A 21,751-nucleotide genomic window follows, 5' to 3' on the forward strand; every position below is an offset into this window, starting at 1 on the left:
ATGAAGCGTTTTTCTCCGGCGGCGCTGGGCGTCGTCGTGGCTCTGGCGACTGCGCCGCTCGCGGCCTTTGCTGCCGGGCAAGCGTTCGCGGATCAGGCGGTGGCTTGGCTCGCGGCCGCGATCGCCACCTCTCTGGCCTCGGCCGGGTCGGCGGTGGTCGCCAAGGTCACCGGCGCGTATCTCGATGCCAAGGCGCGCGAGGCGCTGAAGCTGGCGCTGGAGCGCGGCGCGACGGTGGCGCTTGGCTGGCTGATCGATCAGGCGGGTAGCACGGCGCTCGGACGGCGGGTGGATACCGCGCTCGATGTGGTGCTGTCCTATGTTGATCGGGGTAATCCCGGCGCCCTTGCGCGGTTCGGGATGGCTCTCGGGGGTGATGAGCGTGCGCACCTGCGGCAGATGGCGAGCATCGCTTTGGCGCAGGCCGCGCAAAAGGCAGACCCGGCGGCGCTGGGGGCCGATCTGCCGACGCTCCTGCGCAAATCCTTGGTGAAGTGAATAACTGCCTGACTGCATGCAGTCAGGCAGGTTGATTCAGTCAATCAGGCCGAATCGTTCGCGGATGATGATCTCGAACAGTTCGGCCTGCGGGATGTCGAGGCGGCGCGATTCGGCCTCGAACGCAGCCCGGATGCTGGGCTTGCAGCGGACGCTCACCTGATCCATGCGGCGCTCGGGCTTCGGGCGCGGGACCAGTCTCTCATGTGGCTCTGCTCCGCGCTGCGGGATGCCGGTCGGGATTGGTGCCCGGGCGGTGTCGATGAAGCTGCCGAGGTCCATCTCGATGGGTTTCTTGCTCATGCGCGCGCCTCGGTCAGTTCGCGGACATAGGACCAGATGCCCGCCATTTCGGCGCGGGCCTTGCTGTCGTTTGTCTCGCAGACCCCCTGCCCGCTCCCGGCCGTCTCCGCATAGGCCACGCGCTGCGCGATATTCTCGGGAGCGATCCGGCCATGTCGGGCCAGCGCCCGGACGGTCTGATCCGTCAGCTTGGCGCGCGGCGCTTGGCTCAGGACGAAGGCGAAGGGTGTCCCTGCCCGCTCTAGCGCGGCGATGGTCGCGCCCACGGCGCGCAGATCATCGGCGCTCGGTCGCACCGGGACCAGTGCGAGATCCGCAAGCGTGATGGCCTCGGCCAGCCAGTCTGGGGCGGCCGGCGGCGTGTCGATCACGCAGAGGTCGAAATCTTCGGCCAGACGGATCAGGGCATGGGCCAGCTGGTGTGGAGCCGGATCGGTCGCGAGCATCGCTGGTTCATCGGCCTCTCGGCTGTCCCACCAGCCGCGCAGGCTCTGCTGTGGATCTAGGTCGATCAGCACGGCGCGCTGGCCATCCTGGCTGGCGGCGACCGCGAGGTTGCGCGCGAGCGTGGTCTTTCCTGCGCCGCCCTTTTGGGCGGTCACGCATATGGTTTTCATCTTGGCTGTCTCCGGGGTCTGTGTGCCCTCTAGGATGCGCCGCTTCCTAATGAAGTCAATACGACTGCCTAAGTGCGTAAGTGCGTAAGTGTATGCATGCATGCAGTCAAAATTCCGACTGGAGGTCGATAATGGCGAAACACTCTCTCACGACTGCGTTCACGGGGCCGTATTCGGTCGTCGCGAATGGCCTGCTGCAGCATGGCGGCGGCTCCCCCATCGAGATCGTCGTCGCAGCCTCGATGCCTGCGAATGACGCGGACGCGCTTATTCTGGCCGAGGATTTTGACGTGATCCGGGCGAGTGGCGATCGCACGTTCTTCGCCCGCGCTCAGAACGCGACCGCGCTGCTGCGGGTGGTTCCTGCGCTATGAGGTTGGATCTGAGTTTTGGCGGGCTGGCCATGCATGGTCCCGGCTCCGGGGGCGGTGGCGGCGCTCCGACGCGGCCGTTCTTCGCGCTGTCCGACGATGTCGTCTCGGTCGGGCATAGTTTTCTCAGCTTTCCGCAGGTCGCGGCTCTGGAGGGGACCGCCGATAACGGCTCGGGTGCGATCTATGATCTTGAGGCGCGGAACGGCTGGACCGGCGACGTCTGGCTTAGTTTCTTGGGTTATGGTCGGCTCGCGCAGCTGTGGGCGCGCAACGGCATTGATCGCACCGACACCAGCCAAGCAGCATTTGCCTTCTGGTTCACCGAGTTTGGGGATATCGGCACCGGCATGATGTTCGCGCCGAATTCCTCGGAGGGCATCGCGGGCCTGCAGGCGGCGTTCAGCTATGCGGTCACCATGCAGGCGCGGGGCGCTCGCGCGATATTCTTCATGGGTCCGCATCCGGTCGAGGCGCTGCCCGGCAGCACGGATGCCAGCAATCTGGGGGTTTGCCAGTATACGGTCGATTGGCTCACGGCTCGTCCCGAGATCACGGTCCCGGTCTACATGCTGCCGTGCCTGCCCATCGTGCGAAATTGGCAGACCTACATGGGGGGCGGCTCTGTCTATTCCGATGGTCTGCACCTGAAGCAGACCAATAACGCGGGGCCGGGCAACTCCGCAGCTTTGGCTGTGAGCTATGCCATGCGCTACATGATGACCGGCGTCCGGTTCACGCCGGGCGGGGCAGGGGTGGAGCTCACGCAGTTTCTGAGCATCGCCTATGACGTCTGCGATGCTTACGCCTGCGCGGGCCTCGGTGGCGTTACGACCATTGCCCCTTGGGTCGGATCAGACCCGTTGCCGTCGCCGCAGATGCCGTGACGGTCACCGGATGCAATTGAAGAGGTAGCTCATCACAAACATGTCCTCTTTCTCGCTCGCAAATTGCGCGCTGCCATAGCCGCGCTCACGGCAGAGTCGGTCGGCGGTGGGCTGATGGAAGGCGACGGCCTCGGCCGTGCGGTGCAGTGAGGCTGGGCCACCGGCCAGTTCGACAATGCTGCCGGAGTTTTCCACGACGATCGGCTCTGCCGCGCAGGCGGAAAGGGCGAGGATCAGGGCAAAGGGGGCGGTGCGGCGCATGGTGGTTCCTGGCTGAGTGATGCGCCCCGGACGATACCGGGGCGCGCGCGCCAGTCCAGAGAAACCGTTGATCTTACTTATCGGGTGGCGTGTAAGAGTTCGACTGACTGCATGCAGTCAGTCGGTCTTGCCGCCGTCGATCACATCGAGCCGGTAACGCTCGACGGCCTTTCCGTGATTGTGGATGTTGCCGCGATAAGCACCCTCGGGCGTCACGGTGATGACCTTGCCGCGTCCCTTCTTCACGCGCACGATCGCCCCCACCTGTTCGAGCAGGGCAAGGGTGCGGGCCATTGCGGCAGTTTCCACATCTGCGATCTGGCAGAGTTCGCCTGCGGTCTTGCTGCATTCGTAGCTCTGCCAGCTGAGATGGCAGCAGATTTCCCACAAGACGGACGCTGCCAGATGTTGCTGCGCGCGGCTGACGCCTGAGTTGACCAGTCTCTGGCGGATGGTGCTCTGATACTGAAATGCGATTGACACGTTACCACCTCCGAAGAAGTCAAATTCGATCTGTTGGGACGACGAGAGTTCCTTGGCGGCGCGAGAGGCCTCCCGCGCCCGCTCGGCTCGTTCCGGGCTGGATTCTTGCATCGCCTGCTGGTCGAGCAAAAGGGCGGCCTGATCGTATGACCCGCGCTTGTGCATCTGCCGCTCGGTCAGATCAACCGGCGGGCTGCTGTGACGCTCTTGGATCGCTCCGACGATGACCGCGCGCTGCTGCACCTTCGCGCCGCTTCGTCGCTGGGCCTGCTGGACGATCCTAGCTGTCTCGATGTCCTCGTCGCTGACTCCACGCTTGCGGAGCTCCGCGTCGGTGATCCTGCCCATCCCTGTCACCTATTCCGGCTGATAGTTGTCTGTGGGACAACTATAGTTGTCTGTGGGACAACTGTCGAGATTCGTTTCCGCCTGCGTTTGCTGGGGAGATCGGGCCAAAAGCACCAAGGTATCCATATATCCTAATAAGAAGACCTTGCGATCGCTTCGGTCGACCAAGCACAAGCAGCGACCGTTCCCTGCTGGGGAAGGAAAAAGACGCGGGTCGAAACCCGCGCTATAGGCTTTTCATTTAGGGACGTGCGTAGGGGCTGGACCCGAGGGTCCAGCCTTGTGCCCCCGGTCAGCCAAGAACGAGGAAGCGCACGGCCCGCACTATGCGCGGATGCAGTGAAAAATCAAGAGTCGAGGCTGGCGCGGATCATGCAGTCCTTGGCCTCGAGCAGCTTCCTCAGCCCGGCGCTTTTCTCGGCGCTGTCGGGCAGGGCGTCGTTCAGCGCGTCAGCCAGTTCGCCGAAGGGGGCGCTGATCACCTGCAGCTTTGGCGGCAGATGCTCATATGCGAAGAACCGCATGATTGGGTTCTTGGGTCGGCTCATGTCTTGCTCCTTTGCGGCTAAGTCTGGGCGGTGGGGAATGGGAGGGCTCCGCGTGCTGGATGGGTTTTGCGGTCTGCCTCGGGGTCGGCCGGCGGGGCCGATCCATCATGATAAGTTCCGCTTATCGGCGTTGCTCTAATTCGCGGATTCGCGCCCATAGCCGTTTGCTCTGCCGCCATTGCGCTCGCTGCTCATCAAGCCGCCTGTCGCGGGCCTCGCGTAGCCGCAGCACCTGCCGCTCTGCCTCTGCCCGCCCGCGCTCTGCCGCCTCAATGCGGCTTTCGGGCACGTCGCATGTGCAATGTTCAGGCCCATAGACCGCAGCACCCATGCACATTGGGATCAGCACCTTGCCAGCGCCGTCGCGATACCAATGGCAACGATCAGTCACGGGCGCGTCCATAATAGTTGCCGTTCTTCCAGCCCCAGATCATACCCACACTCCCTCGACGTGCATGCGGCAGAGGTAATCCAAAGCGTCCCAATGCAGAGCTCGGGGAATGATCAGCGACTGGGTGTCGAACGCGTCATGAATGATCGCTCCGCTGCCTTTCATGACAAAGGCGGCGTTTTTGACTCCGGGTATCTGGGCCTCCCACAGATCCGGGACGTTGGTCGCCTGCCCGATCAAGGTGATCCATTTAATGCGATCGTCGGTCGTCGGGCACGTCACGGGAAAGGATGGAGGGTCGGCAAAACCGATAAAGGTATGGTTCATTCTCCGGCGCCCGCGCTGGTGGATGATGCGCTGTCTGTCGTGTGCGAGGGCGCATATCCGTAGAGGGACGGCATATCTTCGTGAGACGGCCACGCTTGATGGATGATGATGTGGACCTCGGCCGGCTGCGTGTCGTCCGCGCGGCGATCGGCAACCATTGCGGGGTAATTCGGCGCGCGGCGGCCATAGATGCTCATGTGCGCCTGCAGCCCTGCCTCGCGCCAAGCCTTGCGGGCATGGCGGCGATCCAGCCAGCCAAACAGCAGGATCAGGATGGCGATGCCCGTAGGAACAAGAATGAGGACGGGAAGCGGGGGAAGTGAGTTCATTTCGGGGCCTCCGCGGTGGCGTTGCAGATGTCACAGGTTTCGCCGGGCCGCAGGTGGCATTCCCCGCATGGCTCCTGTCCGGTCCTGTCGCCGATGGGGGGCAGGCGGGCGTCTGCAGCGGGGGGGCGAGCGCACCGACCCCGACTAGCACCTCACGCTTGCCCACCTCATTGGGTGGCGCGAGGATGCCGTCGCTCTCTGCTCTTTCAATGAGGCGGGCTGCAGCATTGTATCCGATGCCGAGTGTCCGCTGGACGTGGGACGTTGACCCGCGACCGCTCAGGACGATCAGCCCTACTGCGGCGAAATACTGCGGGTTGGCGTCAGGCGCTGATCGGACCCGATCAAGCGGCGTTTCGTCAGACGGGGCTGGGGTTAGGCTGAAGCGGTGATCCGTCCTCCGCGCGCCGCGGCGAATATCTGCATGTGTATCCTCTATCGGCGGGATCTTGATTGACCCTTCGATGGTGAGGGCCTTTTCCGTCAAGGCTTCGGTCTGCGGCTTGGGCGGTGGCGAGATCCTGGCGATGCGCTGGCGCAAAATGCCGAGGTATCCCGTCATGCAGGAGTACTGGTTGGCCAGCAGAATTCGATCCTGCTGCGGCAGGTCGTCATAGATCCCGCTATCGAGGAACGGTCCCAGCTTCGCGACCCGCTCGGCCAGTTCCTTTTCCTCGGTGATCATTCGTTCTTCATGGGGTGACATGGTGGCCTTCATGAAACGTTGCGTTGCGTTGCGTTGCGATGCGTAGCGTGGAGCGGCGAAGCGTCGCGAGGCGGAGCGGAGCGGGGCGTTGCGGAGTGTTGAGAATTCTAATCAGTGCCAGCTGAAGCTGACCGGCACGAAGCGGCCATTGATGCCGCCATTCTCGGGGCGGAAACGTCCGATCCCGACACTCTGGCCAGCGGCGCGCATCACTTCCTCGAACACGGGGATCGTGATGGTGTCGTCAAAGATGGTGAATTCGGCGGTCGCCTCCCAATCGTAAATCATGGGGAAGGTCCGCTTGACGCGCTTGCCGGAGCCTCGGACGCCATCGCTGTTGGCATTGATGGTGATCGGGTCCGTCTCGTCTTTTCCGATGCCGAGTGGGATGTCGGCATTGCACAGCACGTCGCCTTCAAAATACTTGGTATAGGTGCTTTTCCCGCGTCCTGGGATCTGCATGCCGAGGCGCTTGGCGGCGGCCGGCAGCGCCTGCTTCAGCGCCATCGCCGGGATATGCACCTCGCCGGTTTTCGGGTGATAGGTGTGCTTCTCCCGCCATGTCCTGATCTCGTAATCGTCGGGGCGCTCCTTATCGAGCTTCGGGGTGTCGTGCATCCGGCTCTGGGAGTAGGGCGAGATGCCGCGCAGGGTGACGGAGACTTGGCGCATTCTGGGTGGTCCTCTGGGTGCTGGGTGGTCTGATCGTTGCGTTGCGTTGCGACGCGAGGCGGTGCGACGCGCGGCGTCGCGATGCGAGGCGGGGCATCGCGGTGGGAAATCTTCAGGGTGGGGTGGGTTCGGGCATGGGGTTCTTCTGATCGTTGCGTTGCGTTGCGCTGCGTTGCGATGCGATGCGTTGCGAAGCGTTGCGCGGGGAAAGCTTCAGGCTTCGGCCTGCTTGTCGTTCGACGTCTCGCGTCGGACGGCGGTGAACACGGTTTGCCGCAGGGTCGCGGTCATCTGGTCGGCATTCGAGAGCCGGGCCATGTCGCTGACGGCGGCGAGGCGGGCGATGCCCGCACCTGCGGTGCGGTGGATCTTGCGGCTATGCTCGGCGGTCGAGGCGATCTTCTCGCTGTCGCTCAGTCGGCGCAGGCCGATCTTCATCACGGTGGTGAAGACGATTCCTTCGTCGCGCTCGAGGCAGGTCCGGGCGGTGCGGATGGCGGCGCGGATCTCGGCCAGTGGTCGGCCGGCGGCGATCTCGATCGCGCCCCAGCTGATCTCGCCATTGCAGCCGCGCAGGGCTGTGCAGATCTTCTCGGTTAGTTGGGATTTCTGGGTCATCTGGTTCTCTGGGTGGTCGTTGCGTTGCGGTGCAGAGCGGTGCGGTGCGGTGCGGTGCGTAGCGAAGAGATGCGGAGCGCGGCGTTGGGAAAGTTATTCCTGCTCGACAAAGCGCCAGAGCGGCGCTTGGCAGCGCAGCACGGCTTCGCCCCTGAAGGCGACCGGCTGACGCCTGGTGACGATCATCTCGTTGTATTCCTCACCCTTGCGGGTCCAGAGGATCGCGCCCCCGATAAAGCGGTTTGCATCGACCATCTCGCAGAAGGTGGCGAAGTCGGGCATTTCGGTTTCGATCATGCTGAAGGGCGCGCGCCTGCCCGGCGTTTCAGTTTCGGGTTCAAACCACACTTGGACGATGCATCCGGTCATCTCGGGCCTTCCTCTGCTGGGTTTAGTGGATGGTTTCGCCCTCCGGGGCGCGGCTCAGGCTGTGGGCCAAGATCGGCAGCGCCTGCATGGCCTGAGCCGGGCTTTCGCCCAGACTCCTGCAGGTGTTGAGGTAGGTCACGGCCAACAGCTTGGCTCCGGCATGGGCTTCGCAGCAGCTGGTAATGCCGTGTTCGGTGGCGAGGCGCTTGGCTGTCTCCAGCAGTTCGCCCATCACGCCTCCCAGCGTCGGGATCTGCTTGGGGGTGGGGGCGTCGCTCATTCCATCCCCATCGCGGCGAGGTAGGTGTCGAGGACGGCTTGTTCTTCGTTGATATCGTCCTGATGGCGTTTTCGCCGAGCGAGGACTTGGTTCAGCGCCTTGAGGTCATAGCCGCGGGCTTTCGCCTCGGCCATGTGAGCCTTGATCTGGTCAACGACCTGGCTCTTTTCAGCCTCCAGCTGCTCGCGCACCTCAATGATCTGACGCAGTTCGCCTGAGCTCAGTTCAAAGGCTGGCTTCGGTTCTTTGAGGGGCTTCGATTCATCATCGATCATCGCTTGTCCTTCCGGGCGCGATAGTTGCTGACGGCGCAGGCGATCCCACCGATGCCCACCAACACGAGGGTGATGAGGGCGAGGGGCCGGATCGCGCTGGCCACGATCAGGAGGAGGGCTGCGCCGAGGGCGCAGCCGAGCAGAACCTTCTGGGTTCTGGTCATTCGAGATACCGGGCGACCGGGAGGTTCACGGCCTGACCGATGGTGTTCAGCGCCTTGCGCTCGGCCTCGCTGATATCGCCATCGGCGCAGACCACATCGATCGCGATCACCAGCAGCATCTCGCGATCTTCCTCGCTCGCGCTGCTACCGACCTGCTCGATCTCGCGGCGCAGGCCGATGCGACCAGCCAGACCCTGCTTTGCGCGCGCTGCCTGCTTGTCAAAGGCTTGCTCGATCTGGGTGGCGGTGAATGCCGCGCTCAGGGCCTCATGCGCCTTCAGCCGATCGAGGGCCACCATCGCTTCGTCGTCGCTCAGGTCACCATCGGCCGCGCCGCCCAGAACGCTGGCGGCGGCGATGCCTTCCAGCAGATCGGTGCGGCCGCTCAGGCGCTTCGCGCCGCCGGTCAGGCGTTCTTTCAGTCGTCCGAACATCGTTTTCTCCCGTTCGTCTCAGCCCGGAACCGCCGGGCGCGGCTTCTCAAAACAGGGCCAGCTGCTCGGCTTCAGCCGTCTCCGGCGGTGGCTCCCAGATCCACGGGCCCGAGTCCGTGGGCAGCTGCGAGAGTGCGCCACGCATTTCCTGCTGCCAGTGGGTGAACCCCATTCCCAAGCAGGCGCAGAGCGCGTGTCCGGTTGGCCAGCCCATCAGCCATTCCACGAAGGCGGGCGACAATCGCCGCTTCCGCCATCTGGCCGCTTTCGACCATGATCTGACCTTGGCGGGCGAGATGGACGAGGTCGCGGAGCGCAACAGCAGGCGCGAGCCACGGCGCGAGGGTGAGGGTGTCGCGCCATCCGTCCATGTCGGCAGGTCCGGGCGGGTGAAGCCGTGGGCGACCGCGTTCGGCAGCTGGTCCATGTGCAGCCTGCCGGTCCCATTCGTCAGGTGATCCGTCCCGTTCTCGCCCTTGTGGTCGCGGGCGGCCGGCGTCGGCCATTGCGCCGCCTGCGCCGGGAGCGGCATGCCGCCCGCCCCGAATTTTTGGTTCGGCCCGCCCTTCTCGGCGTCCGATGCCCGAGGCGTTCCCCACGCTTTCACCATTTGTGGCAGACCCGTCTGGACTAACCGTCCAGTCTCCGCGTCGTAGGCTCGCTCGCCCCCTGTCCAGATCGACCCGTCCTTGTTGATCAGGGTCCGGTGTTCCACGCCCGGCTCCTGCGCGCTCGGGGTTTTCCAGAGCAGCTGGGCCGCGTCGGTCAGGGTCGGGCCCGGGTGAGAGCGGATCGGCGTCCCGTCCTCGGCATAGCTCCGGCTCCCATCCGCATCCTTGCCCGTCGCTGTCGGCCATTGCCGCGCCATCTGATCGAGGCCCACGGTGCGCTTCGTGCCATCCGGCAGCGTCCCGGTCGGCGTCGCATCCGGGGGAAGCGTCTTGCCGCCGGTCGGGGGTGTCGGCGTCGGCCAGCTGTCCGCTGCCGTCTGAAGGTTCATCCCGCCATTCCGGCCGCTCGATCCCGCGCCGTTCGTCATCACGCTGGTCGCGGTGGGCCACGATGAAGATGCGTTGGCGCTCATGCGTCGCACCGACTTCACTCGCCGAGAATAGGCCAGCCGCAGGCGTGAAGCCCATTGATCGTAGCTCTCGCAGCACGGCCTCGAGGCCGAGGCTGACGTGACCCGCGACATTCTCGAGGAAGATCCAGCGGAGCGCCGGGCCGAGCTCACGCGCGACGCGGGCAACCTCGGGCCAGAGGTGGCGCTCATCATCGGCGCCCTTTCGCTGTCCTGCGGCGCTGAAGGGCTGGCAGGGGTATCCGGCGAGGAGGGTGTCGATCCGTCCCGCCCACGGTCGCGCATCAAAAGTGCAGAGGTCCGTCCAGATGGGGGCGGGGGCAAAATATCCGGCGCGCTGGGCGGCGAGAATGGCCTCTCGGGGGTAATCGTCCCATTCGACCCAGCATCGGGTGTGAAATCCCGGCTCTGCCAGCTGGAGGCCCATGTCGAGACCGCCAGCGCCTGCGCAGAGGGACATTCCATGCCTGGGGGGAGATACGCCCATGTCAATCGGCGCTCGCCCGCATCTCGTCACGCATGGCGCGGATGGTGGCGATCGTCATTTCGATCTGGTCAGGCGCTGGGCCGTCCTCGGCCATCGGCTGACGGATCGTCGGCATGCGCGGCGCGGTATCTGGGCGGGGCGCGAGCATCAGTTCGTCGGCATCGATCCAAGCCATCCGGGGCATCTTCACGCGATGCTCTCGGGTTTCGCCCCATGACTGACACGTCACCACCTGCGCGTCGGCGCTGGGCGTGCTGCCTCGCGTCACGCGGTCGGTCGGGATGTTGAAGCCTTCCCGCTTGGCGAACGAGGATAGCTGGCCGAGGTCGAGAGTGTTGGCGATGGCGATCTGGCGAAGGGTCAATCCGGCTGCTTGACCTGCCTCGAGGATCTTGCGCTTGGCGGCACGGACTCGGGCGCGCTCGGCGTCGCTCTGGTTTCTGGCCTTCACCGACATGCTGCGGCTCCGGCAAGTTCGAGGAAGCCGAGCCCGATGGATGCGCCGCACCAGATCATCAGGGTGACGGCAGCTGTGATGCAAACCCGGCGTTCGATCCGGAAATCGGGCTGGGGCATGTCAGACGCTCGCGATCGTCGTCAAAATCGCGTGCGTGGCCCAGATTGCTATGGCGGCGAGCGCGAGCAGGGCCGGAACAGCGAGAGCCTGTTCGATTTTTTCGAGGTGATTCGGTCGCGGTGCATCGATTCGGTGGGTGTTTTCGTTCAGACGCATCGCTTCCCTCCTGCTTTTCCAAGAGGGTTAGTAGGAGCGCAAACCTAAATCAAGATGGGTCGTGCGTGATTTTTTTTGGTGTTTGTGCGATTCGTAGGCAGAATCGTATGATAGACCTTCGGGCTGCACTCCTAAAAATCTGGTTGACGACGCTGTGAATGACACCCTGTCTGGTTGTTGACGCCGCGTCAGAAAGAAATTTCGGAAATCGGTCGAATCTATGGCGGGAGGGGCTTGCAGCCGTTTTTGGGGCTGATTGGCTGGACCGCATTGAGACAAACACTTCTTGGGGGAAGTTCTTCATGGACGATGGGGCGATTGTTGGTTTTCTGCGGGATCTTCTAGCGGAGACCGACCCGTGTAGGCGTCAAGAGCTTGTGCATAGCCCAGAAGCTGAAGTCGTTCGCGAACGGGTAGGCGAGCTACTAGGCGAACAATATAAAGCTCTTCTGGGGTCCGCGGCCCGGCCATGAATTCCTCCAGTGTCAGACCGAGGGCCTGGGAGATTTTGACCATCGTGGAGAGCTTGGGCACCTTGCTCCGGCCCGCGATAATTCCTCGGATGGCAGAGTTGTCGAGCCCGGCTTTAACCGCAAGGGAAGCGGGCGTCAGTTCGGGGTTGGCGGCGAGATGTTCCTCGAGCTTTTTCGCAAACTCTCGGTTTATCTCGATGTCGGTTTCAGTGATTCTGTTATTGCTCATGGGTTCGTCCGCTATCTGGTTTTGCGTCGGATGGCAGCGCTTTGTTGCTTGACTCCGTAGGAGCGTGGACCTAATCGACTTCCCTCATGGATGAGTTCCTGCATGAAGTCGAAATGTTTGCATCCGCTCGCGGTATTAAACCCTCAAGCGTAATTCAGGCTGCTGTCAATGCTTCTGGTCTGGCATGGGCGCGCTGGCGCTCAGGCAAGGCTCGGTTGCAATGGGAAACTGTGGCGCGAGTGCGAACCTACATGCGCGAGCAGCGCGCACTCGAGAAGCAAGCGGCAGAGGGCGAGAGATGACGGTCGCCCGGCTGCATCCAACGACAAAAATAATCGCGCGGGGTGACTGCGCCAGGTCGGGGAAATTTACGCCCCGGCTTTTTTCATTCGGGGAGAGTGGGTGGTGAGGATACAGGCAAGGCGGGAGGGTCGGCGCTATGCGGCGATCCCAAATGGCATGCTCCGCGATGTCGGGATCTCGATTGAGGCGCGGGGGCTGCTCGCGCTGATGATGACCTATTCGGATGAGTGGGTGTTCTCGGTCACTCACCTGCGGGATCTCTGCGGGGTCGGTCGGGACAAAATGCGCAAGATGACGCGCGAGCTCTCGGAGGCGGGCTATCTGGTCCGGGTGACCGTCGCGGATGAGAGCGGGTATCTGGGCGGCTCGCGCTGGGACATCGTGGACGATCCGTTCGAGCCGGGATCGCGCGCCTCGGGCGATGGGTCGCCCGATCAGGATATCGGTGACGGGCCGGATGGGGATGGCGGCTCGGAAAGCCCGAAAAACACGGGTTCTGACCGACCGCCGGATAATCAGGGCATCGGTGCTACCGAGGGCCTGAAAAACCGACCGCCTGAAAACCCGACTGTCGGAGAATCCGGCGCTATAAGAAAACCAAGTCTTAAGAAAACCAATCTTAAGAACCCCCTTACCCCCGCTAAAGCGGGCGACGGGGGTGTGGTGTGGTGGGATTCATTCCTTGAATTCTGGGGGGCATATCCCGATCCGGTCGAGAGGGATGCGGCCTGGCGCGAGTATCAGCTGGTCCTTGAGGCTGGGGAGATCACGCCGGAGGGGTTGCTCGAGGCAGCGCGCTCCTATGCCAAGTCCCGCCATGTTGAGAAGGGCTACGGCAAGAAGCCTGCAAACTGGTTGTCCTCTGGCGCATGGCGCGAGGAATGGGAGGTCGGGCGCAAGGCCAAGGCTGATGAGCAGCTGAAGGCGGGTGTCGATTACGCTGCGCTGGCGGTGCAGTGGGTTCCGGTGGTGAAGGCCGGACGCAGCTATGCGGCAGGAGGTATCCGGCCTGATGTGGCGCATTACATGCTGGATCGCGGATTGGTCACCGAAGCTGAATTGCGCCGGGTCGGCGTGACGGTTCGTCTGCAGTGATGGGGGGCGCGGGACATGGACGGGGATGTTTCGGGCGGATCGACCGGCGAGCCGGTCATGGAGGGCTGGCTCACGCGGGCCGAGCTTTCCGGTGAGATTGGGGTGGCGGTGAACACGCTGCAGAAGTGGGGAAGCCTGCAGCTTGGGCCGGTCTATGTGCGCGTCGGGCCTCGGGTTTACTACTCGCGGAGCGCGGTGCGGGCATGGCTGCTGGAGATGGAAACGGCGGCGGTGAAGCGTCGGAGGAAGTTGCATTGAAGGCGCGGCTGTTGCCCGACCGGGCGAATTTCGAATTGATCGGCCGGCATGCGCATCAGGTGCATTGCGTGTCGTCGCTCGCGGATCTGATCCGGTTCTATCGCGGCCTGATGGAGCGCAAGAGCGGGGCTTATGCCGACCATTACGAGGAAACCTGGTCAGAGTTGGAGCGGGTGCGCCGCGAGCTTCTGGGTTCCGAACAGTCCAAGTCGGGGAGGGGGCATGCCAGCGCGCGCTGATTTTAGTCGCTGCCGGGCGAGCGAGGCGCGGCTGGTCGCGGCGCTCGATGCAGCTGCAGGTGAGATTCAGGCTCGCGCGGCCTTGCGTTTGCCCTTCCGGGCGTTGCCGTCGCATTTCGGGCCGGAAATGGAGGCGATCGTCGCCTCGGATATGCGCTGCAGGGTCACGGGTGAGTGCGGCGGCGGGATCTTGTCGGTGGCGCGGAGCGTCTCGGCCAAACCGCACGACCATCGCAAACGGGAATGGGTCGTCGCGCTCTATCGGGCCGGGGAAAGCATCGGGGCCATCGCGACGCGCCTCGGCATGAGCAAAGACACGGTTACGTGGCATCTGCGGATCTCGGGTGTTTCTGTCCTCGAGGAGCGGGTGGCGCAGCGGGTCGATGAGGTCGAGTGCTGCGCGCTGCGCCTGCGGGCCAAGGGTGCGGAGGATTGGCCGCTCTCGCGGATCTGCGTCACCTTCGGCTGGGCGCTGGCCTTCGCTCGCGAGGCTCGAGCTCGGGCGCGGGATCTCCGCAACCGAGAGATCTTCGCGCAGCATCCGCTGGTGGCGGCCGAATGAGCGGGTCGCGGCCTCCAGTTCCCCTGTCGATGCATCCGCGCATGGTCGCGGGCCTCGGCTCGTCCCGTGTCCGATCTGTGATCGCGCCGGCCGTCGCGCCCTATACTCGGCTGTTCCTAGACGACCTGCTCTGGGTCCGGGAGCCGATATTTGTCGAGAAGGATCAGCCGCGCGACGGGGGGCTGTTGCGCTTGCGGTTTGGCGGCGATCGTTACTGGCATGCGGTCGCGTGGCCACGGGGTTTGCCGCGTCCCAAGGCGGGCCATCACCCAGCTGATGCAATGCCGGTCGAGTGTTCCCGCTACACCTTGCGGGTTGCCACGGTCCAAAGGCGCAGGCTGCTGCAGATCAGCGCCGACGAGGCATGGGCATGCGGTGTCTCGGGGGAGGAGGGCGCTTTCGTCTCGCCCATTGCGGAGATCGATCTGTTCAAGCCGTTCCCGACTCCGGGCGAGGCTCTCGGGCATGCGTGGACGGAGGCGGGGTTCGGAGCCGCGTGGGCTGACCCGGATGTGCTGCTGGTCGAGTTCACCGCCCTGGCGCGCAATGTCGGGCGTCTGGTCGATGGCATGGGGTCGGGAGTGAGAAGAGCATGAAGCCACCTGTGAAGCGCAAGCGCGCCCATCCCGAGGCAGACTTCCAGCGGGAGGTGGTCAAGTTCCTGCATATGGTCCTCTGGCCGGATGCCGTGGTGCATGCCTCGCCCAACGAGGAGCGCTCGGCCAAGCAGGCGGCGATCAATGTCGGCATGGGGGTGTTCGCAGGCTGGGCCGATATCTGCATCCTCGCCGGGAAGCGGATGGTCCTGTTCGTGGAGCTCAAGTCGAAAGACGGGCGGCAATCCGAGAAGCAGGTGAAGTTCCAGCGCCGCGTCGAGGCAATGGGCTGGCCGTATGTGCTGATCCGCACGTTGGATGACCTTCTGGCGGCGTTGCGCCATCATGGCATCCCGACACGTATCATTTCGGGGCCGGATATCCCGGTGCATCGCATCCGGCTCGCGCTGCCGGGGAAAGGGACCGCATGACGCTTACCTCGGCTCTTATTTGGGAACGGATGGAGGCTGCGGCGCTCACGCTGCGACGGTTGCCAAATCCTTCCGGCTCCGGCGCCCGTGGCTATGGTTCGTCCTGGCCGACAGTGGTGCGGGAAGCGAAGGACGCTTACGGCTATCACGCGACCCGGCTGCGGGTGGTCCCGTCGCCCACCGATATCCAGAACATGGACGAGGCGCTGGGCTGGCTGTCGCTCATCTCGGACCCGCTCGACCGGCGCATTGTGTGGATGCGCGCGGAGGGCCATCGTTGGCGGGCAGTCTGCCATCGTGTCGGGCTGGTGCGGCAGACCGCGCATCGGCGCGCGATCGCTGCGGTCCTGACGATCGAGCGGAGTCTCGCGGCTAAGACTCGCCGCGGCGCTGGGCGGAAAACTGACCGGGAAGGCTGACCGGGAAGGGCTGAGACGAAAAAAGCCCGCCGGGGTTTCCGGCGGGCTTGGCTGGGCTGGCGTCAGGTGCGCTCGAGGAAGGCGATCAGCTCGGCTGTCCGGTCGGCATCGAGCCAGTGCCCGGTTTGCGGATCTTCGATCCAGACCGCGCCTTCGTCATTGATCGCGGCTATCCGGCAGTTGAATTTCTCGAGGATCAGGTCGGTGATGTCGACATCGTTGGAGGCGTAGCGTTTCTTCAGGTCGAGGATGTGCTTGCCCGCGTCCGTCGCGGTCATGCTGTCGGTGTTGGTCATGGTCGAGGCTCCTTGGCTGACCGGGATGGCTGACCCGGATGGGTCGCCTTCTACGAGGGCAAGCCCGCCGGGGTTTCCGGCGGGCGTGTTAGGCGGGGTGGGTCGCGGGTGGCAATCCGGCGTTCAGGGCGGCGATGGCGAGGGCGACCGTGAGTGGTACCGGGCTGCGACCGAGTGCGTAGGCATCTGCGGTCCTGCGGGCGATGCCTATCCGTTCGCAAAGCTGGCGGCGGGTCATTCCCATCGCATCTGGCCATGCCGCAAATTCTGTGGCTGTCACGGTGTGCTTCCTTTTCGGCGGGGTGGTTGGCGGCGTGGCGGTGGTCCAGCTGGCGAGGATCATGGCGCAGATTTGCGCCGCGATCAGTAATATTTCCCGCCGGGTTCGTAGAGGTAGGAGAATTCGCTTTTCGTTTCGGCCTCGGGGGTGTCGGGCTGCTGCGGCTGCGCCTCTGTGATCGGTGCGGTTTTCCGGCGGCTGAGACGCTGGATTGCGGTGGTGATCAGCAGGGCGAGGCTGGCGGTGCGCGTGTTCTGTTCCATGTGGCGGCTCCTGACCGGGATGGGGTGGTGACCGGGAAGGGGTGCGCCGGGGCAGCAGCCTGTTCCTGATCCTACTGCCGCAAGCCCGCCGGGGTTTCCGGCGGGCTGGCGTTGTCAGGCGTTTGCTGCCGCTTGGGCTGCTTTTTCCGCTGACATGGCGGCGGTTGCGGCTGCGCGCCAAAGTTCGGCGGCTTTGTTGAGGGTGTCGGGGTCGCTTGTTCGCCACGCGTGTTCGCTGTGATCAGCTGCTTCGGTGATCGCCGCTTGTGCTGTCCGGGCTGCTTCCTTGGCGTGGCGGGCGGCTTCCTTTCGCCGCTTCGCTTTGCTGGCTGTTTGTGCCTTGCTGGCGAGTGCCTCGGCCTTCCTTGCGCGCTTGTTTTGTTTTCTGATCATCAGGTTTCTCCGGTCTGCGGAGACGAACGTTTTGCTCGCTCCTACGGCCCGGACGCCCGCCGGTTGCTTCCGGCGGGCTGGGTCTGGTTCGCGGGTCCGATCCGTTAGGCGTCGCCCTTGTTTTTGAAATGCTCGGCCTGCATCTCGTCTGCGATGAGGATCGCCTCCTGCGCGGTCGGGATGTTGCTCTGGCTGCTGATTTCCTCGCAGGTGTCGTTGTCATAAATGCCCGCTTGGTATCCGTCCTCGTCTGGGATGTGGCTGGTCCCGTCATCGTTGGTCACCAGCACGTCGACCGTGCCGATGATTTTCCGCCAAGCCATGCAGCCGCCTCCGGTGTGGTGAAGGGTGAAGCCTGCGGCGATGAAGGCTTTCCCGTCTGTGCTGGCCTCGGCCTCGTCGTCCGGGCCGAAGCGTTCGAGGTGGTGCTGCCGGATGCGTTCTTGGCGGGCGTCCTCGGCCTCGCGCTTGGCGCGGTCGGCGGCGAGTGCGGCTTCCTTTTCCGCTGGGGAGAGGGCGTTCCATGCGGCGTCCTCGGCGGCGATTGCGGCGCGGGCTTGGCCCGCAAGTTCGGCCTCGTATTCGTCCATCCAGTTCATTGGTTGTGCCCTTCCATCCGGCGTTTCTGTGCCACCTCGATCGCGTGGGTCTGCGCGGCCTTCAGTGATGTGAAGTGTCCGTGATCCTTCACCCAGAGGCTGTCGTCGTTGCCGGGCTGGTCGTATCCGGTTTCGTTGACCGCGTAGGTGGTCTTGCCGCCGTAGGCGCAGACTTGGATGGAGACACTCTCGTCCTCGACCAGTTTGTATTCGTCGTCGGTGTTCTCGGGGTCGTCGCTTGGGGAAAAAATGAAGCGGGCCTGCATGATTTGTCTCCTTGGCTGACCGGGATGGCCTGCCTCTACTGCCTGAAGCCCGCCGGTTGTTCCGGCGGGCTGGGGTTCAGGCGAAGTGGCTTTGGTGGCGGTTGGCGCGGTGTTCCCAGCCAGCCGGGGTCAGGATGTATCCGTGGTCGGCCCAGCTGGGCAGTTCCGTGGTCGTGACGATGTCGGGCTGTCTTGGGTTGTCCAGCCTCTCGGGGCCGTCCTCGACCGTGATGGCGCGAAGGTCGCCTGCCGCGAGGATGTCGCGGGCGTCGTGTTCGGCGAGGGCGGGCAGCATGTTGCTGGGGTAGCCGTCGAGGTGGCAGTAAATCCGGGCGTAGTGGTTGTTCTCGACCGGGATGAAAAGTGCGGCTCGGGTTCCCATGTTCGCGCTCCTGTTTGGCTGACCGGGATGGGGTTGCTGGGCTGACCGGGATGGTCCTGCCCTACTGCCGCAAGCCCGCCGGGCGTTTCCGGCGGGCTGGTCTGGTTCGCGGGTCCGATCCCTCAGTCGGCGTCGTATCGCTCGCTGTGGAGTTCGATGATCCAAGTCGCTGCGCGCTTTTCGTTGTCGCTCAGTTTGTCGTGGTGCTGGTGCAGCCATTCGTCGAGGCTCATCTCCTGCAGGTCGGGTCGGGTCGCCATCATGGCGCGGGCGAGGGTGTCGAGGCGCTCTTGGCGCTGCTCACGCTCGTCGTCGTTGTCTGCGCGCTGCCATTCCCAAAGTATCCGCTCGAGGTCGCCGAGGGTCTTTCCGTCGCGGGTGTCGTATTCGCTCGCTTCCAGCATCAGGTAGTGGCTTCCGTCTGGGCGGCGGATGATCCAAGTCCCGCCGTGGTAAACCGCGAGGGTGTCGCCCGGTTCGCAGGAGTCTGCTACTTCGCTGTGCCCGTAGGCATCGGTGTATTCTGCCGGGGTCATGGCGCGGAGGCTGGTGCGGAATTCTTCGAGGGTCATGGTCGTTCCTTCCTTGGTTGACCGGGATGGCTGGCTGACCGGGAAGCCTGCGCGCGGGCGCTGGTTCGGTCTGGCTCTACTGGCTCAAGCCCGCCGGGCGTTCCCGGCGGGGTCGGTCAAAAATCGGGGGCCAGTCTGTCAGGCGTTGTCGTGTATCCAGAAGGCGTGGCGGATCAGGTTCTGCGTGTAATCCGCGCCCATGTGGTCTGCAAAAATCCGGCCCGTTTCCGGGTCGGGTTGGTCGCCCGGTTCGCAGCCTACTAGGCTCATCATCAGTTGGGCCGCGAGTCTGGCGCGCTGCTTGTTCGTCAGTGTGGCGTCCCATTCGATGATGTCGTTGCTGGGCGCGTCCTCGGTGGGCGTCGGCTCTGGCGTCGGCTCTGGCTTGTTCTCGGCGATGATCCGGTCGCGGTGGATGGTTTCGACGCTGCCTGCCCATGCTTCGCTCGGGTCGTATTCGGCGCGGTAGTGTTCCGCGTTTGCGTCGCAATGGGTCAGCTTCACTTTGTATTTCCCGCGCCCGGCGCAGGGTCCGGTGATGGTAACGGTGCGGGGGGCGGGGATCGTCTCGAGTTCGGGTTCCTCGATCCAGTCGCAGCCGTGGTGGTTGGCGAGGCTTTTGGCCTCGAGTTCGGCGTCGTCGTGTTCTCCCTCATAGGTGTCCATCCAGATCCGGGTCTGCCCGACCTGCATGTAGAGTTCGTAGACTTCGTCGTCGTGGGTTTTGGTCAGGATGATCTGCTGTAGGGTCATGGTCGTTTCCTCTTGGCTGACCGGGATGGTGGGCTGACCGGGAAGCCTGCGCTTGGCGCGGGTTTCGGTCTGGCTCTACTGGCTCAAGCCCGCCGGGCGTTTCCGGCGGGCTGGGTGTAGTTCACGACCCGACCGTGAAGTGGTCGGCCTCGGGGCGCTGCTCGCGCGCCCATCTCTTGGCTTCGGTGTAGGTCAGGCTCGGGCTGAGTATCCAATCGTCAGTTTCGGTGGCGAAGGCCCAGCTTCCTCTGCCTCTGGGCGTCCTTCCCCAGCTGCGCTCGTAGTCTCGGGTGTCGAAGGTTGGGCGGGTCATGGTCGGTTCCTCTTGGCTGACCGGGATGGTGGGCTGACCGGGAAGGCTGCGCTTGGCGCGGGGTTCGGTCTGCCTCTACTGCCTGAAGCCCGCCGGGTGTTTCCGGCGGGCTGGGGGTCGGCGGCGGGGCCGGTCTGTCAGTGTGGAATTCCGGGGATCTTGTCGACCTTGGGGCGGATTGCCTGCAGTGCGGCTCCGGGGTCGGCGTAGTGGGTGATCGTCGTCATTTCTCCGGCGGCGTTCAGTGTGCGGACGCAGGCTCCGTTTCTTTGCGTCCCGCGCCAGTATTCGATGGCGGCTCCGGTGTGGTCGCGCCAAGTGTGGAAGTGCAGAAATTCTCCCTTGTCCATCATGTTGGTGGGGTCTTGGATCGTCGTTCCTGTCAGATTCATGGTCGGTTCCTCTTGGCTGACCGGGATGGTGGGCTGACCGGGAAGGCTGCGCTTGGCGCGGGCTTCGGTCTGGCTCTACTGCCGCAAGCCCGCCGGGCGTTTCCGGCGGGCTGGGGGTCGGCGGCGGGGCCGGTCTGTCAGGCGGCGCTGTCGTCGGCGATTTCGTAGTGGGTTACCCAGCCGGTCAGGTAGGGCATCCCTGCGGGGATTCCGTGGTCCCGGCTTGTCTTGCGGTCGATTTTCCAACCCTGCCACCTGTTTGCGGTTTCGGTGGTGGCTACCTCGACCGGCAGCTTGCGGGTTGCCATGAGGCTGTTGACCTCGTCGGCGAAGTGACGCCCGAGCCTGCTGTCTAGGAAGTCGCGGACTCCCTCGGGGTTGCAGCCGGTCGTCTGGCGGATTGTCTCGCTGGCTACGTCCCAGCCTCGGTCGGTGCGGTATCCTGCGCGTTCGGTCGTTCCCCAAAACCCCCACTCCGGGTTGCGGGTCGGCAGAATGGTCGTGGCGTTCATGGTCTTGGCTCCTTGGCTGACCGGGATGGGTGGCTGACCGGGAAGCCTGCGCTTGGCGCGCGGTTCGGTCTGCCTCTACTGGCTCAAGCCCGCCGGGCGTTTCCGGCGGGCTGGTGGTCGGCTGCGCGTCCTGTCTGTCAGGCGCGGCGGCGTCGGCTGTCTTGGTAGACCCGGCGGCGGCTTTCCATGCGGGCTTTGTGGCGGCGGCGGTCGTCGCGGCGGCGGCGGTTGCGTTGGCGCGCGGTTGCGCTTTTCGCCCAAGCCTCGATTCCGGCGGCGATCAGCAGCCCGGCGGCGGCGGCGGCGCAAAGAAGAACCATCAAGCCGTTTGCGGTGGCAAAAAATTCCATGCTGTTTCCTGTCTTGGCTGACCGGGGTGGCGTTGTGCCTGTCCCTACGACCGCAAGCCCGCCGGGCGTTCCCGGCGGGGCTGGACCGGCGGCTTTGCCGCGCGTGGTCCGTTCGTCTGGTCTGGTCGTCATCGCTTCCCTTGCGGGTCGCTGGGCCGGTTTCTCGCGATGTCAAAAAGCAAAGGCTGGGGTTGTCGTCGTGCCTGCCCGTCTCGCGCTCTCTTGCGCCTGCCCGGCTGGGGGCGCTTGGCGCATCACCGGGGTTTTCCGTTCGTCCTGTCGGGCGATTCGGGCTTGGCTGGTTTTCCCTGCCTGTGTCCCTACTCTGGCGCAAAATTGCGCCCGCGCCTACTGTTTTCTTTCGGTTTCTCTATTAAAATCAACGTCTTGCGTGGCGTCGCGGTCGCGGTTTTTGCGTTCGCCTGGCTGTCGCCTCACACGGCTCTTGTGCGGGGCGCTGGCTGGGCTTGGCGCTATCCGGCTGGGTGTGTGTGGGCTTGCGGGACGCGGGCTTGTGTGGGGCGTTATTCGCTGGTCGTGCTGGTCGTGCTGGTCGTGCTGGTCGTGCTGGTCGTGCTGGTCGTGCTGGTCGT

Annotated in this window: 41 protein-coding genes and 1 pseudogene; 11 read left to right on the forward strand and 31 right to left on the reverse strand. The window is 64.3% G+C overall.

What is annotated here, in order from left to right:
- The gene (locus GL300_RS23240; RefSeq protein WP_155042074.1) at positions 1 to 498 is read left to right on the forward strand and encodes a hypothetical protein; all 498 of its coding nucleotides are present in this window, start codon (positions 1 to 3) and stop codon (positions 496 to 498) included.
- Between the two features lie 36 nt (positions 499 to 534).
- Here the strand turns inward: GL300_RS23240 and GL300_RS23245 are convergent, their stop codons facing one another.
- Positions 535 to 801: a hypothetical protein gene (locus GL300_RS23245; RefSeq protein ID WP_155042075.1), complete on the reverse strand. Its 267-nt coding sequence runs from the start codon at positions 799 to 801 to the stop codon at positions 535 to 537.
- The gene (locus GL300_RS23250) at positions 798 to 1,418 is read right to left on the reverse strand and encodes a ParA family protein (RefSeq protein ID WP_155042076.1); all 621 of its coding nucleotides are present in this window, start codon (positions 1,416 to 1,418) and stop codon (positions 798 to 800) included. The genes GL300_RS23245 and GL300_RS23250 overlap by 4 nt, the downstream gene beginning before the upstream one ends.
- A 131-nt stretch (positions 1,419 to 1,549) precedes the next feature.
- Between GL300_RS23250 and GL300_RS23255 the strand changes: the two genes are divergently transcribed.
- Positions 1,550 to 1,792, forward strand: coding sequence for a hypothetical protein (locus tag GL300_RS23255; RefSeq protein ID WP_155042077.1), 243 nt, complete (start codon positions 1,550 to 1,552; stop codon positions 1,790 to 1,792).
- Positions 1,789 to 2,676 carry a hypothetical protein gene (locus GL300_RS23260; RefSeq protein ID WP_155042078.1) on the forward strand — a complete coding sequence of 296 codons (888 nt, stop codon included), beginning with the start codon at positions 1,789 to 1,791 and terminating at the stop codon, positions 2,674 to 2,676. Before GL300_RS23255 ends, GL300_RS23260 begins: the two co-directional genes overlap by 4 nt.
- Before the next feature lie 3 nt (positions 2,677 to 2,679).
- On the opposite strand, the gene GL300_RS23265 is transcribed toward GL300_RS23260, so the two are convergent.
- The 17 genes and pseudogenes from GL300_RS23265 to GL300_RS23335 all read right to left on the reverse strand — a co-directional run bounded on the left by GL300_RS23265 (position 2,680) and on the right by GL300_RS23335 (position 11,884).
- Positions 2,680 to 2,937: a hypothetical protein gene (locus GL300_RS23265; RefSeq protein ID WP_155042079.1), complete on the reverse strand. Its 258-nt coding sequence runs from the start codon at positions 2,935 to 2,937 to the stop codon at positions 2,680 to 2,682.
- Between the two features lie 117 nt (positions 2,938 to 3,054).
- Positions 3,055 to 3,768 (reverse strand): ArsR family transcriptional regulator, encoded by a 714-nt coding sequence (locus tag GL300_RS23270; RefSeq protein ID WP_155042080.1) that lies wholly within the window; start codon positions 3,766 to 3,768, stop codon positions 3,055 to 3,057.
- 347 nt (positions 3,769 to 4,115) lie between these two features.
- Entirely contained in the window at positions 4,116 to 4,316 is a 201-nt protein-coding gene (locus tag GL300_RS23275; protein WP_155042081.1) for a hypothetical protein, read from the reverse strand.
- A gap of 430 nt (positions 4,317 to 4,746) precedes the next feature.
- Complete coding sequence (locus GL300_RS26920; protein WP_246195373.1) at positions 4,747 to 5,034, reverse strand: hypothetical protein; 288 nt, start codon at positions 5,032 to 5,034, stop codon at positions 4,747 to 4,749.
- A complete protein-coding gene (locus GL300_RS26925; protein WP_246195375.1) occupies positions 5,031 to 5,363 on the reverse strand; it encodes a hypothetical protein in 333 nt (110 codons plus the stop codon). The genes GL300_RS26920 and GL300_RS26925 overlap by 4 nt, the downstream gene beginning before the upstream one ends.
- A gap of 154 nt (positions 5,364 to 5,517) precedes the next feature.
- A pseudogene (locus tag GL300_RS27545) lies at positions 5,518 to 6,081 on the reverse strand (crAss001_48 related protein); the annotation flags it as partial.
- 99 nt (positions 6,082 to 6,180) lie between these two features.
- On the reverse strand, positions 6,181 to 6,687 hold the full coding sequence (locus GL300_RS23285) for a hypothetical protein (RefSeq protein ID WP_155042083.1): 507 nt from the start codon (positions 6,685 to 6,687) through the stop codon (positions 6,181 to 6,183).
- Between the two features lie 267 nt (positions 6,688 to 6,954).
- On the reverse strand, positions 6,955 to 7,359 hold the full coding sequence (locus tag GL300_RS23290; protein ID WP_155042084.1) for a hypothetical protein: 405 nt from the start codon (positions 7,357 to 7,359) through the stop codon (positions 6,955 to 6,957).
- Positions 7,360 to 7,452: 93 nt separating this feature from the next.
- Entirely contained in the window at positions 7,453 to 7,728 is a 276-nt protein-coding gene (locus tag GL300_RS23295) for a hypothetical protein (RefSeq protein WP_155042085.1), read from the reverse strand.
- A gap of 22 nt (positions 7,729 to 7,750) precedes the next feature.
- A complete protein-coding gene (locus tag GL300_RS23300; protein WP_155042086.1) occupies positions 7,751 to 8,008 on the reverse strand; it encodes a hypothetical protein in 258 nt (85 codons plus the stop codon).
- The gene (locus GL300_RS23305; RefSeq protein WP_155042087.1) at positions 8,005 to 8,283 is read right to left on the reverse strand and encodes a DUF2312 domain-containing protein; all 279 of its coding nucleotides are present in this window, start codon (positions 8,281 to 8,283) and stop codon (positions 8,005 to 8,007) included. The genes GL300_RS23300 and GL300_RS23305 overlap by 4 nt, the downstream gene beginning before the upstream one ends.
- Positions 8,280 to 8,447 carry a hypothetical protein gene (locus tag GL300_RS23310; protein WP_155042088.1) on the reverse strand — a complete coding sequence of 56 codons (168 nt, stop codon included), beginning with the start codon at positions 8,445 to 8,447 and terminating at the stop codon, positions 8,280 to 8,282. The genes GL300_RS23305 and GL300_RS23310 overlap by 4 nt, the downstream gene beginning before the upstream one ends.
- A complete protein-coding gene (locus GL300_RS23315) occupies positions 8,444 to 8,881 on the reverse strand; it encodes a tellurite resistance TerB family protein (RefSeq protein WP_155042089.1) in 438 nt (145 codons plus the stop codon). The genes GL300_RS23310 and GL300_RS23315 overlap by 4 nt, the downstream gene beginning before the upstream one ends.
- A gap of 71 nt (positions 8,882 to 8,952) precedes the next feature.
- The gene (locus tag GL300_RS23320) at positions 8,953 to 10,449 is read right to left on the reverse strand and encodes a DNA cytosine methyltransferase (protein WP_155042090.1); all 1,497 of its coding nucleotides are present in this window, start codon (positions 10,447 to 10,449) and stop codon (positions 8,953 to 8,955) included.
- 1 nt (position 10,450) lies between these two features.
- The gene (locus GL300_RS23325; RefSeq protein ID WP_155042091.1) at positions 10,451 to 10,906 is read right to left on the reverse strand and encodes a hypothetical protein; all 456 of its coding nucleotides are present in this window, start codon (positions 10,904 to 10,906) and stop codon (positions 10,451 to 10,453) included.
- Between the two features lie 120 nt (positions 10,907 to 11,026).
- Complete coding sequence (locus tag GL300_RS23330; RefSeq protein ID WP_155042092.1) at positions 11,027 to 11,182, reverse strand: hypothetical protein; 156 nt, start codon at positions 11,180 to 11,182, stop codon at positions 11,027 to 11,029.
- Between the two features lie 300 nt (positions 11,183 to 11,482).
- Positions 11,483 to 11,884 (reverse strand): helix-turn-helix domain-containing protein, encoded by a 402-nt coding sequence (locus GL300_RS23335; RefSeq protein ID WP_155042093.1) that lies wholly within the window; start codon positions 11,882 to 11,884, stop codon positions 11,483 to 11,485.
- Positions 11,885 to 11,970: 86 nt separating this feature from the next.
- On the opposite strand from GL300_RS23335, the gene GL300_RS23340 reads away from it, so the two are divergent.
- The 8 genes from GL300_RS23340 (at position 11,971) to GL300_RS23375 (ending at position 15,787) form a co-directional block, all read left to right on the forward strand.
- On the forward strand, positions 11,971 to 12,186 hold the full coding sequence (locus GL300_RS23340) for a hypothetical protein (RefSeq protein WP_155042094.1): 216 nt from the start codon (positions 11,971 to 11,973) through the stop codon (positions 12,184 to 12,186).
- Between the two features lie 157 nt (positions 12,187 to 12,343).
- On the forward strand, positions 12,344 to 13,282 hold the full coding sequence (locus GL300_RS23345; RefSeq protein ID WP_155042095.1) for a helix-turn-helix domain-containing protein: 939 nt from the start codon (positions 12,344 to 12,346) through the stop codon (positions 13,280 to 13,282).
- A 15-nt stretch (positions 13,283 to 13,297) separates the two neighbouring features.
- Positions 13,298 to 13,540 (forward strand): hypothetical protein, encoded by a 243-nt coding sequence (locus GL300_RS23350; protein WP_155042096.1) that lies wholly within the window; start codon positions 13,298 to 13,300, stop codon positions 13,538 to 13,540.
- Positions 13,537 to 13,779, forward strand: a complete 243-nt coding sequence (locus GL300_RS23355; protein ID WP_155042097.1) for a hypothetical protein — start codon at positions 13,537 to 13,539, stop codon at positions 13,777 to 13,779. The genes GL300_RS23350 and GL300_RS23355 overlap by 4 nt, the downstream gene beginning before the upstream one ends.
- Entirely contained in the window at positions 13,763 to 14,341 is a 579-nt protein-coding gene (locus GL300_RS23360; RefSeq protein WP_155042098.1) for a helix-turn-helix transcriptional regulator, read from the forward strand. The genes GL300_RS23355 and GL300_RS23360 overlap by 17 nt, the downstream gene beginning before the upstream one ends.
- Positions 14,342 to 14,382: 41 nt before the next feature.
- The gene (locus tag GL300_RS23365; RefSeq protein WP_155042099.1) at positions 14,383 to 14,937 is read left to right on the forward strand and encodes a hypothetical protein; all 555 of its coding nucleotides are present in this window, start codon (positions 14,383 to 14,385) and stop codon (positions 14,935 to 14,937) included.
- The gene (locus tag GL300_RS23370) at positions 14,934 to 15,368 is read left to right on the forward strand and encodes a VRR-NUC domain-containing protein (protein WP_211595353.1); all 435 of its coding nucleotides are present in this window, start codon (positions 14,934 to 14,936) and stop codon (positions 15,366 to 15,368) included. Before GL300_RS23365 ends, GL300_RS23370 begins: the two co-directional genes overlap by 4 nt.
- Complete coding sequence (locus tag GL300_RS23375; protein WP_155042100.1) at positions 15,365 to 15,787, forward strand: DUF6362 family protein; 423 nt, start codon at positions 15,365 to 15,367, stop codon at positions 15,785 to 15,787. Before GL300_RS23370 ends, GL300_RS23375 begins: the two co-directional genes overlap by 4 nt.
- A 62-nt stretch (positions 15,788 to 15,849) precedes the next feature.
- Here GL300_RS23375 and GL300_RS23380 read toward each other — a convergent pair whose 3' ends face one another.
- From GL300_RS23380 to GL300_RS23435, 12 genes are all read right to left on the reverse strand, one after another.
- Positions 15,850 to 16,083 carry a hypothetical protein gene (locus tag GL300_RS23380; RefSeq protein WP_155042101.1) on the reverse strand — a complete coding sequence of 78 codons (234 nt, stop codon included), beginning with the start codon at positions 16,081 to 16,083 and terminating at the stop codon, positions 15,850 to 15,852.
- A gap of 363 nt (positions 16,084 to 16,446) precedes the next feature.
- The gene (locus tag GL300_RS23385) at positions 16,447 to 16,626 is read right to left on the reverse strand and encodes a hypothetical protein (RefSeq protein ID WP_155042102.1); all 180 of its coding nucleotides are present in this window, start codon (positions 16,624 to 16,626) and stop codon (positions 16,447 to 16,449) included.
- Positions 16,627 to 16,740: 114 nt separating this feature from the next.
- The gene (locus GL300_RS23390) at positions 16,741 to 17,019 is read right to left on the reverse strand and encodes a hypothetical protein (RefSeq protein ID WP_155042103.1); all 279 of its coding nucleotides are present in this window, start codon (positions 17,017 to 17,019) and stop codon (positions 16,741 to 16,743) included.
- Between the two features lie 104 nt (positions 17,020 to 17,123).
- Positions 17,124 to 17,618 (reverse strand): hypothetical protein, encoded by a 495-nt coding sequence (locus GL300_RS23395; protein ID WP_155042104.1) that lies wholly within the window; start codon positions 17,616 to 17,618, stop codon positions 17,124 to 17,126.
- A complete protein-coding gene (locus GL300_RS23400; RefSeq protein ID WP_155042105.1) occupies positions 17,615 to 17,884 on the reverse strand; it encodes a hypothetical protein in 270 nt (89 codons plus the stop codon). The genes GL300_RS23395 and GL300_RS23400 overlap by 4 nt, the downstream gene beginning before the upstream one ends.
- Before the next feature lie 76 nt (positions 17,885 to 17,960).
- A complete protein-coding gene (locus tag GL300_RS23405; protein ID WP_155042106.1) occupies positions 17,961 to 18,266 on the reverse strand; it encodes a hypothetical protein in 306 nt (101 codons plus the stop codon).
- 122 nt (positions 18,267 to 18,388) lie between these two features.
- Positions 18,389 to 18,838: a hypothetical protein gene (locus tag GL300_RS23410; RefSeq protein ID WP_155042107.1), complete on the reverse strand. Its 450-nt coding sequence runs from the start codon at positions 18,836 to 18,838 to the stop codon at positions 18,389 to 18,391.
- A 138-nt stretch (positions 18,839 to 18,976) separates the two neighbouring features.
- Positions 18,977 to 19,591: a hypothetical protein gene (locus GL300_RS23415; protein WP_155042108.1), complete on the reverse strand. Its 615-nt coding sequence runs from the start codon at positions 19,589 to 19,591 to the stop codon at positions 18,977 to 18,979.
- Positions 19,592 to 19,712: 121 nt separating this feature from the next.
- A complete protein-coding gene (locus tag GL300_RS23420; RefSeq protein ID WP_155042109.1) occupies positions 19,713 to 19,904 on the reverse strand; it encodes a hypothetical protein in 192 nt (63 codons plus the stop codon).
- A gap of 137 nt (positions 19,905 to 20,041) precedes the next feature.
- Positions 20,042 to 20,296, reverse strand: coding sequence for a hypothetical protein (locus GL300_RS23425; protein WP_155042110.1), 255 nt, complete (start codon positions 20,294 to 20,296; stop codon positions 20,042 to 20,044).
- Positions 20,297 to 20,433: 137 nt separating this feature from the next.
- The gene (locus tag GL300_RS23430) at positions 20,434 to 20,808 is read right to left on the reverse strand and encodes a hypothetical protein (protein WP_155042111.1); all 375 of its coding nucleotides are present in this window, start codon (positions 20,806 to 20,808) and stop codon (positions 20,434 to 20,436) included.
- Between the two features lie 137 nt (positions 20,809 to 20,945).
- Positions 20,946 to 21,158, reverse strand: coding sequence for a hypothetical protein (locus GL300_RS23435; RefSeq protein WP_155042112.1), 213 nt, complete (start codon positions 21,156 to 21,158; stop codon positions 20,946 to 20,948).
- Between the last annotated feature and the right edge of the window lie 593 nt (positions 21,159 to 21,751).

Origin of the sequence: Paracoccus litorisediminis, assembly GCF_009711205.1 — a bacterium.
Classification (GTDB): Bacteria; Pseudomonadota; Alphaproteobacteria; order Rhodobacterales; family Rhodobacteraceae; genus Paracoccus; species Paracoccus litorisediminis.

Excerpts from the sequence above, each read along its gene's own strand:
- GL300_RS23240 (WP_155042074.1), top strand. The coding sequence starts at position 1 with ATGAAGCGTTTTTCTCCGGCGGCGCTGGGCGTCGTCGTGGCTCTGGCG.
- GL300_RS23245 (WP_155042075.1), bottom strand. The coding sequence starts at position 801 with ATGAGCAAGAAACCCATCGAGATGGACCTCGGCAGCTTCATCGACACC.
- GL300_RS23250 (WP_155042076.1), bottom strand. The coding sequence starts at position 1,418 with ATGAAAACCATATGCGTGACCGCCCAAAAGGGCGGCGCAGGAAAGACC.
- GL300_RS23255 (WP_155042077.1), top strand. The coding sequence starts at position 1,550 with ATGGCGAAACACTCTCTCACGACTGCGTTCACGGGGCCGTATTCGGTC.
- GL300_RS23260 (WP_155042078.1), top strand. The coding sequence starts at position 1,789 with ATGAGGTTGGATCTGAGTTTTGGCGGGCTGGCCATGCATGGTCCCGGC.
- GL300_RS23265 (WP_155042079.1), bottom strand. The coding sequence starts at position 2,937 with ATGCGCCGCACCGCCCCCTTTGCCCTGATCCTCGCCCTTTCCGCCTGC.
- GL300_RS23270 (WP_155042080.1), bottom strand. The coding sequence starts at position 3,768 with ATGGGCAGGATCACCGACGCGGAGCTCCGCAAGCGTGGAGTCAGCGAC.
- GL300_RS23275 (WP_155042081.1), bottom strand. The coding sequence starts at position 4,316 with ATGAGCCGACCCAAGAACCCAATCATGCGGTTCTTCGCATATGAGCAT.
- GL300_RS26920 (WP_246195373.1), bottom strand. The coding sequence starts at position 5,034 with ATGAACCATACCTTTATCGGTTTTGCCGACCCTCCATCCTTTCCCGTG.
- GL300_RS26925 (WP_246195375.1), bottom strand. The coding sequence starts at position 5,363 with ATGAACTCACTTCCCCCGCTTCCCGTCCTCATTCTTGTTCCTACGGGC.
- GL300_RS23285 (WP_155042083.1), bottom strand. The coding sequence starts at position 6,687 with ATGCACGACACCCCGAAGCTCGATAAGGAGCGCCCCGACGATTACGAG.
- GL300_RS23290 (WP_155042084.1), bottom strand. The coding sequence starts at position 7,359 with ATGACCCAGAAATCCCAACTAACCGAGAAGATCTGCACAGCCCTGCGC.
- GL300_RS23295 (WP_155042085.1), bottom strand. The coding sequence starts at position 7,728 with ATGACCGGATGCATCGTCCAAGTGTGGTTTGAACCCGAAACTGAAACG.
- GL300_RS23300 (WP_155042086.1), bottom strand. The coding sequence starts at position 8,008 with ATGAGCGACGCCCCCACCCCCAAGCAGATCCCGACGCTGGGAGGCGTG.
- GL300_RS23305 (WP_155042087.1), bottom strand. The coding sequence starts at position 8,283 with ATGATCGATGATGAATCGAAGCCCCTCAAAGAACCGAAGCCAGCCTTT.
- GL300_RS23310 (WP_155042088.1), bottom strand. The coding sequence starts at position 8,447 with ATGACCAGAACCCAGAAGGTTCTGCTCGGCTGCGCCCTCGGCGCAGCC.
- GL300_RS23315 (WP_155042089.1), bottom strand. The coding sequence starts at position 8,881 with ATGTTCGGACGACTGAAAGAACGCCTGACCGGCGGCGCGAAGCGCCTG.
- GL300_RS23320 (WP_155042090.1), bottom strand. The coding sequence starts at position 10,449 with ATGGGCGTATCTCCCCCCAGGCATGGAATGTCCCTCTGCGCAGGCGCT.
- GL300_RS23325 (WP_155042091.1), bottom strand. The coding sequence starts at position 10,906 with ATGTCGGTGAAGGCCAGAAACCAGAGCGACGCCGAGCGCGCCCGAGTC.
- GL300_RS23330 (WP_155042092.1), bottom strand. The coding sequence starts at position 11,182 with ATGCGTCTGAACGAAAACACCCACCGAATCGATGCACCGCGACCGAAT.
- GL300_RS23335 (WP_155042093.1), bottom strand. The coding sequence starts at position 11,884 with ATGAGCAATAACAGAATCACTGAAACCGACATCGAGATAAACCGAGAG.
- GL300_RS23340 (WP_155042094.1), top strand. The coding sequence starts at position 11,971 with ATGGATGAGTTCCTGCATGAAGTCGAAATGTTTGCATCCGCTCGCGGT.
- GL300_RS23345 (WP_155042095.1), top strand. The coding sequence starts at position 12,344 with ATGCTCCGCGATGTCGGGATCTCGATTGAGGCGCGGGGGCTGCTCGCG.
- GL300_RS23350 (WP_155042096.1), top strand. The coding sequence starts at position 13,298 with ATGGACGGGGATGTTTCGGGCGGATCGACCGGCGAGCCGGTCATGGAG.
- GL300_RS23360 (WP_155042098.1), top strand. The coding sequence starts at position 13,763 with ATGCCAGCGCGCGCTGATTTTAGTCGCTGCCGGGCGAGCGAGGCGCGG.
- GL300_RS23365 (WP_155042099.1), top strand. The coding sequence starts at position 14,383 with ATGGTCGCGGGCCTCGGCTCGTCCCGTGTCCGATCTGTGATCGCGCCG.
- GL300_RS23370 (WP_211595353.1), top strand. The coding sequence starts at position 14,934 with ATGAAGCCACCTGTGAAGCGCAAGCGCGCCCATCCCGAGGCAGACTTC.
- GL300_RS23375 (WP_155042100.1), top strand. The coding sequence starts at position 15,365 with ATGACGCTTACCTCGGCTCTTATTTGGGAACGGATGGAGGCTGCGGCG.
- GL300_RS23380 (WP_155042101.1), bottom strand. The coding sequence starts at position 16,083 with ATGACCAACACCGACAGCATGACCGCGACGGACGCGGGCAAGCACATC.
- GL300_RS23385 (WP_155042102.1), bottom strand. The coding sequence starts at position 16,626 with ATGGAACAGAACACGCGCACCGCCAGCCTCGCCCTGCTGATCACCACC.
- GL300_RS23390 (WP_155042103.1), bottom strand. The coding sequence starts at position 17,019 with ATGATCAGAAAACAAAACAAGCGCGCAAGGAAGGCCGAGGCACTCGCC.
- GL300_RS23395 (WP_155042104.1), bottom strand. The coding sequence starts at position 17,618 with ATGAACTGGATGGACGAATACGAGGCCGAACTTGCGGGCCAAGCCCGC.
- GL300_RS23400 (WP_155042105.1), bottom strand. The coding sequence starts at position 17,884 with ATGCAGGCCCGCTTCATTTTTTCCCCAAGCGACGACCCCGAGAACACC.
- GL300_RS23405 (WP_155042106.1), bottom strand. The coding sequence starts at position 18,266 with ATGGGAACCCGAGCCGCACTTTTCATCCCGGTCGAGAACAACCACTAC.
- GL300_RS23410 (WP_155042107.1), bottom strand. The coding sequence starts at position 18,838 with ATGACCCTCGAAGAATTCCGCACCAGCCTCCGCGCCATGACCCCGGCA.
- GL300_RS23415 (WP_155042108.1), bottom strand. The coding sequence starts at position 19,591 with ATGACCCTACAGCAGATCATCCTGACCAAAACCCACGACGACGAAGTC.
- GL300_RS23420 (WP_155042109.1), bottom strand. The coding sequence starts at position 19,904 with ATGACCCGCCCAACCTTCGACACCCGAGACTACGAGCGCAGCTGGGGA.
- GL300_RS23425 (WP_155042110.1), bottom strand. The coding sequence starts at position 20,296 with ATGAATCTGACAGGAACGACGATCCAAGACCCCACCAACATGATGGAC.
- GL300_RS23430 (WP_155042111.1), bottom strand. The coding sequence starts at position 20,808 with ATGAACGCCACGACCATTCTGCCGACCCGCAACCCGGAGTGGGGGTTT.
- GL300_RS23435 (WP_155042112.1), bottom strand. The coding sequence starts at position 21,158 with ATGGAATTTTTTGCCACCGCAAACGGCTTGATGGTTCTTCTTTGCGCC.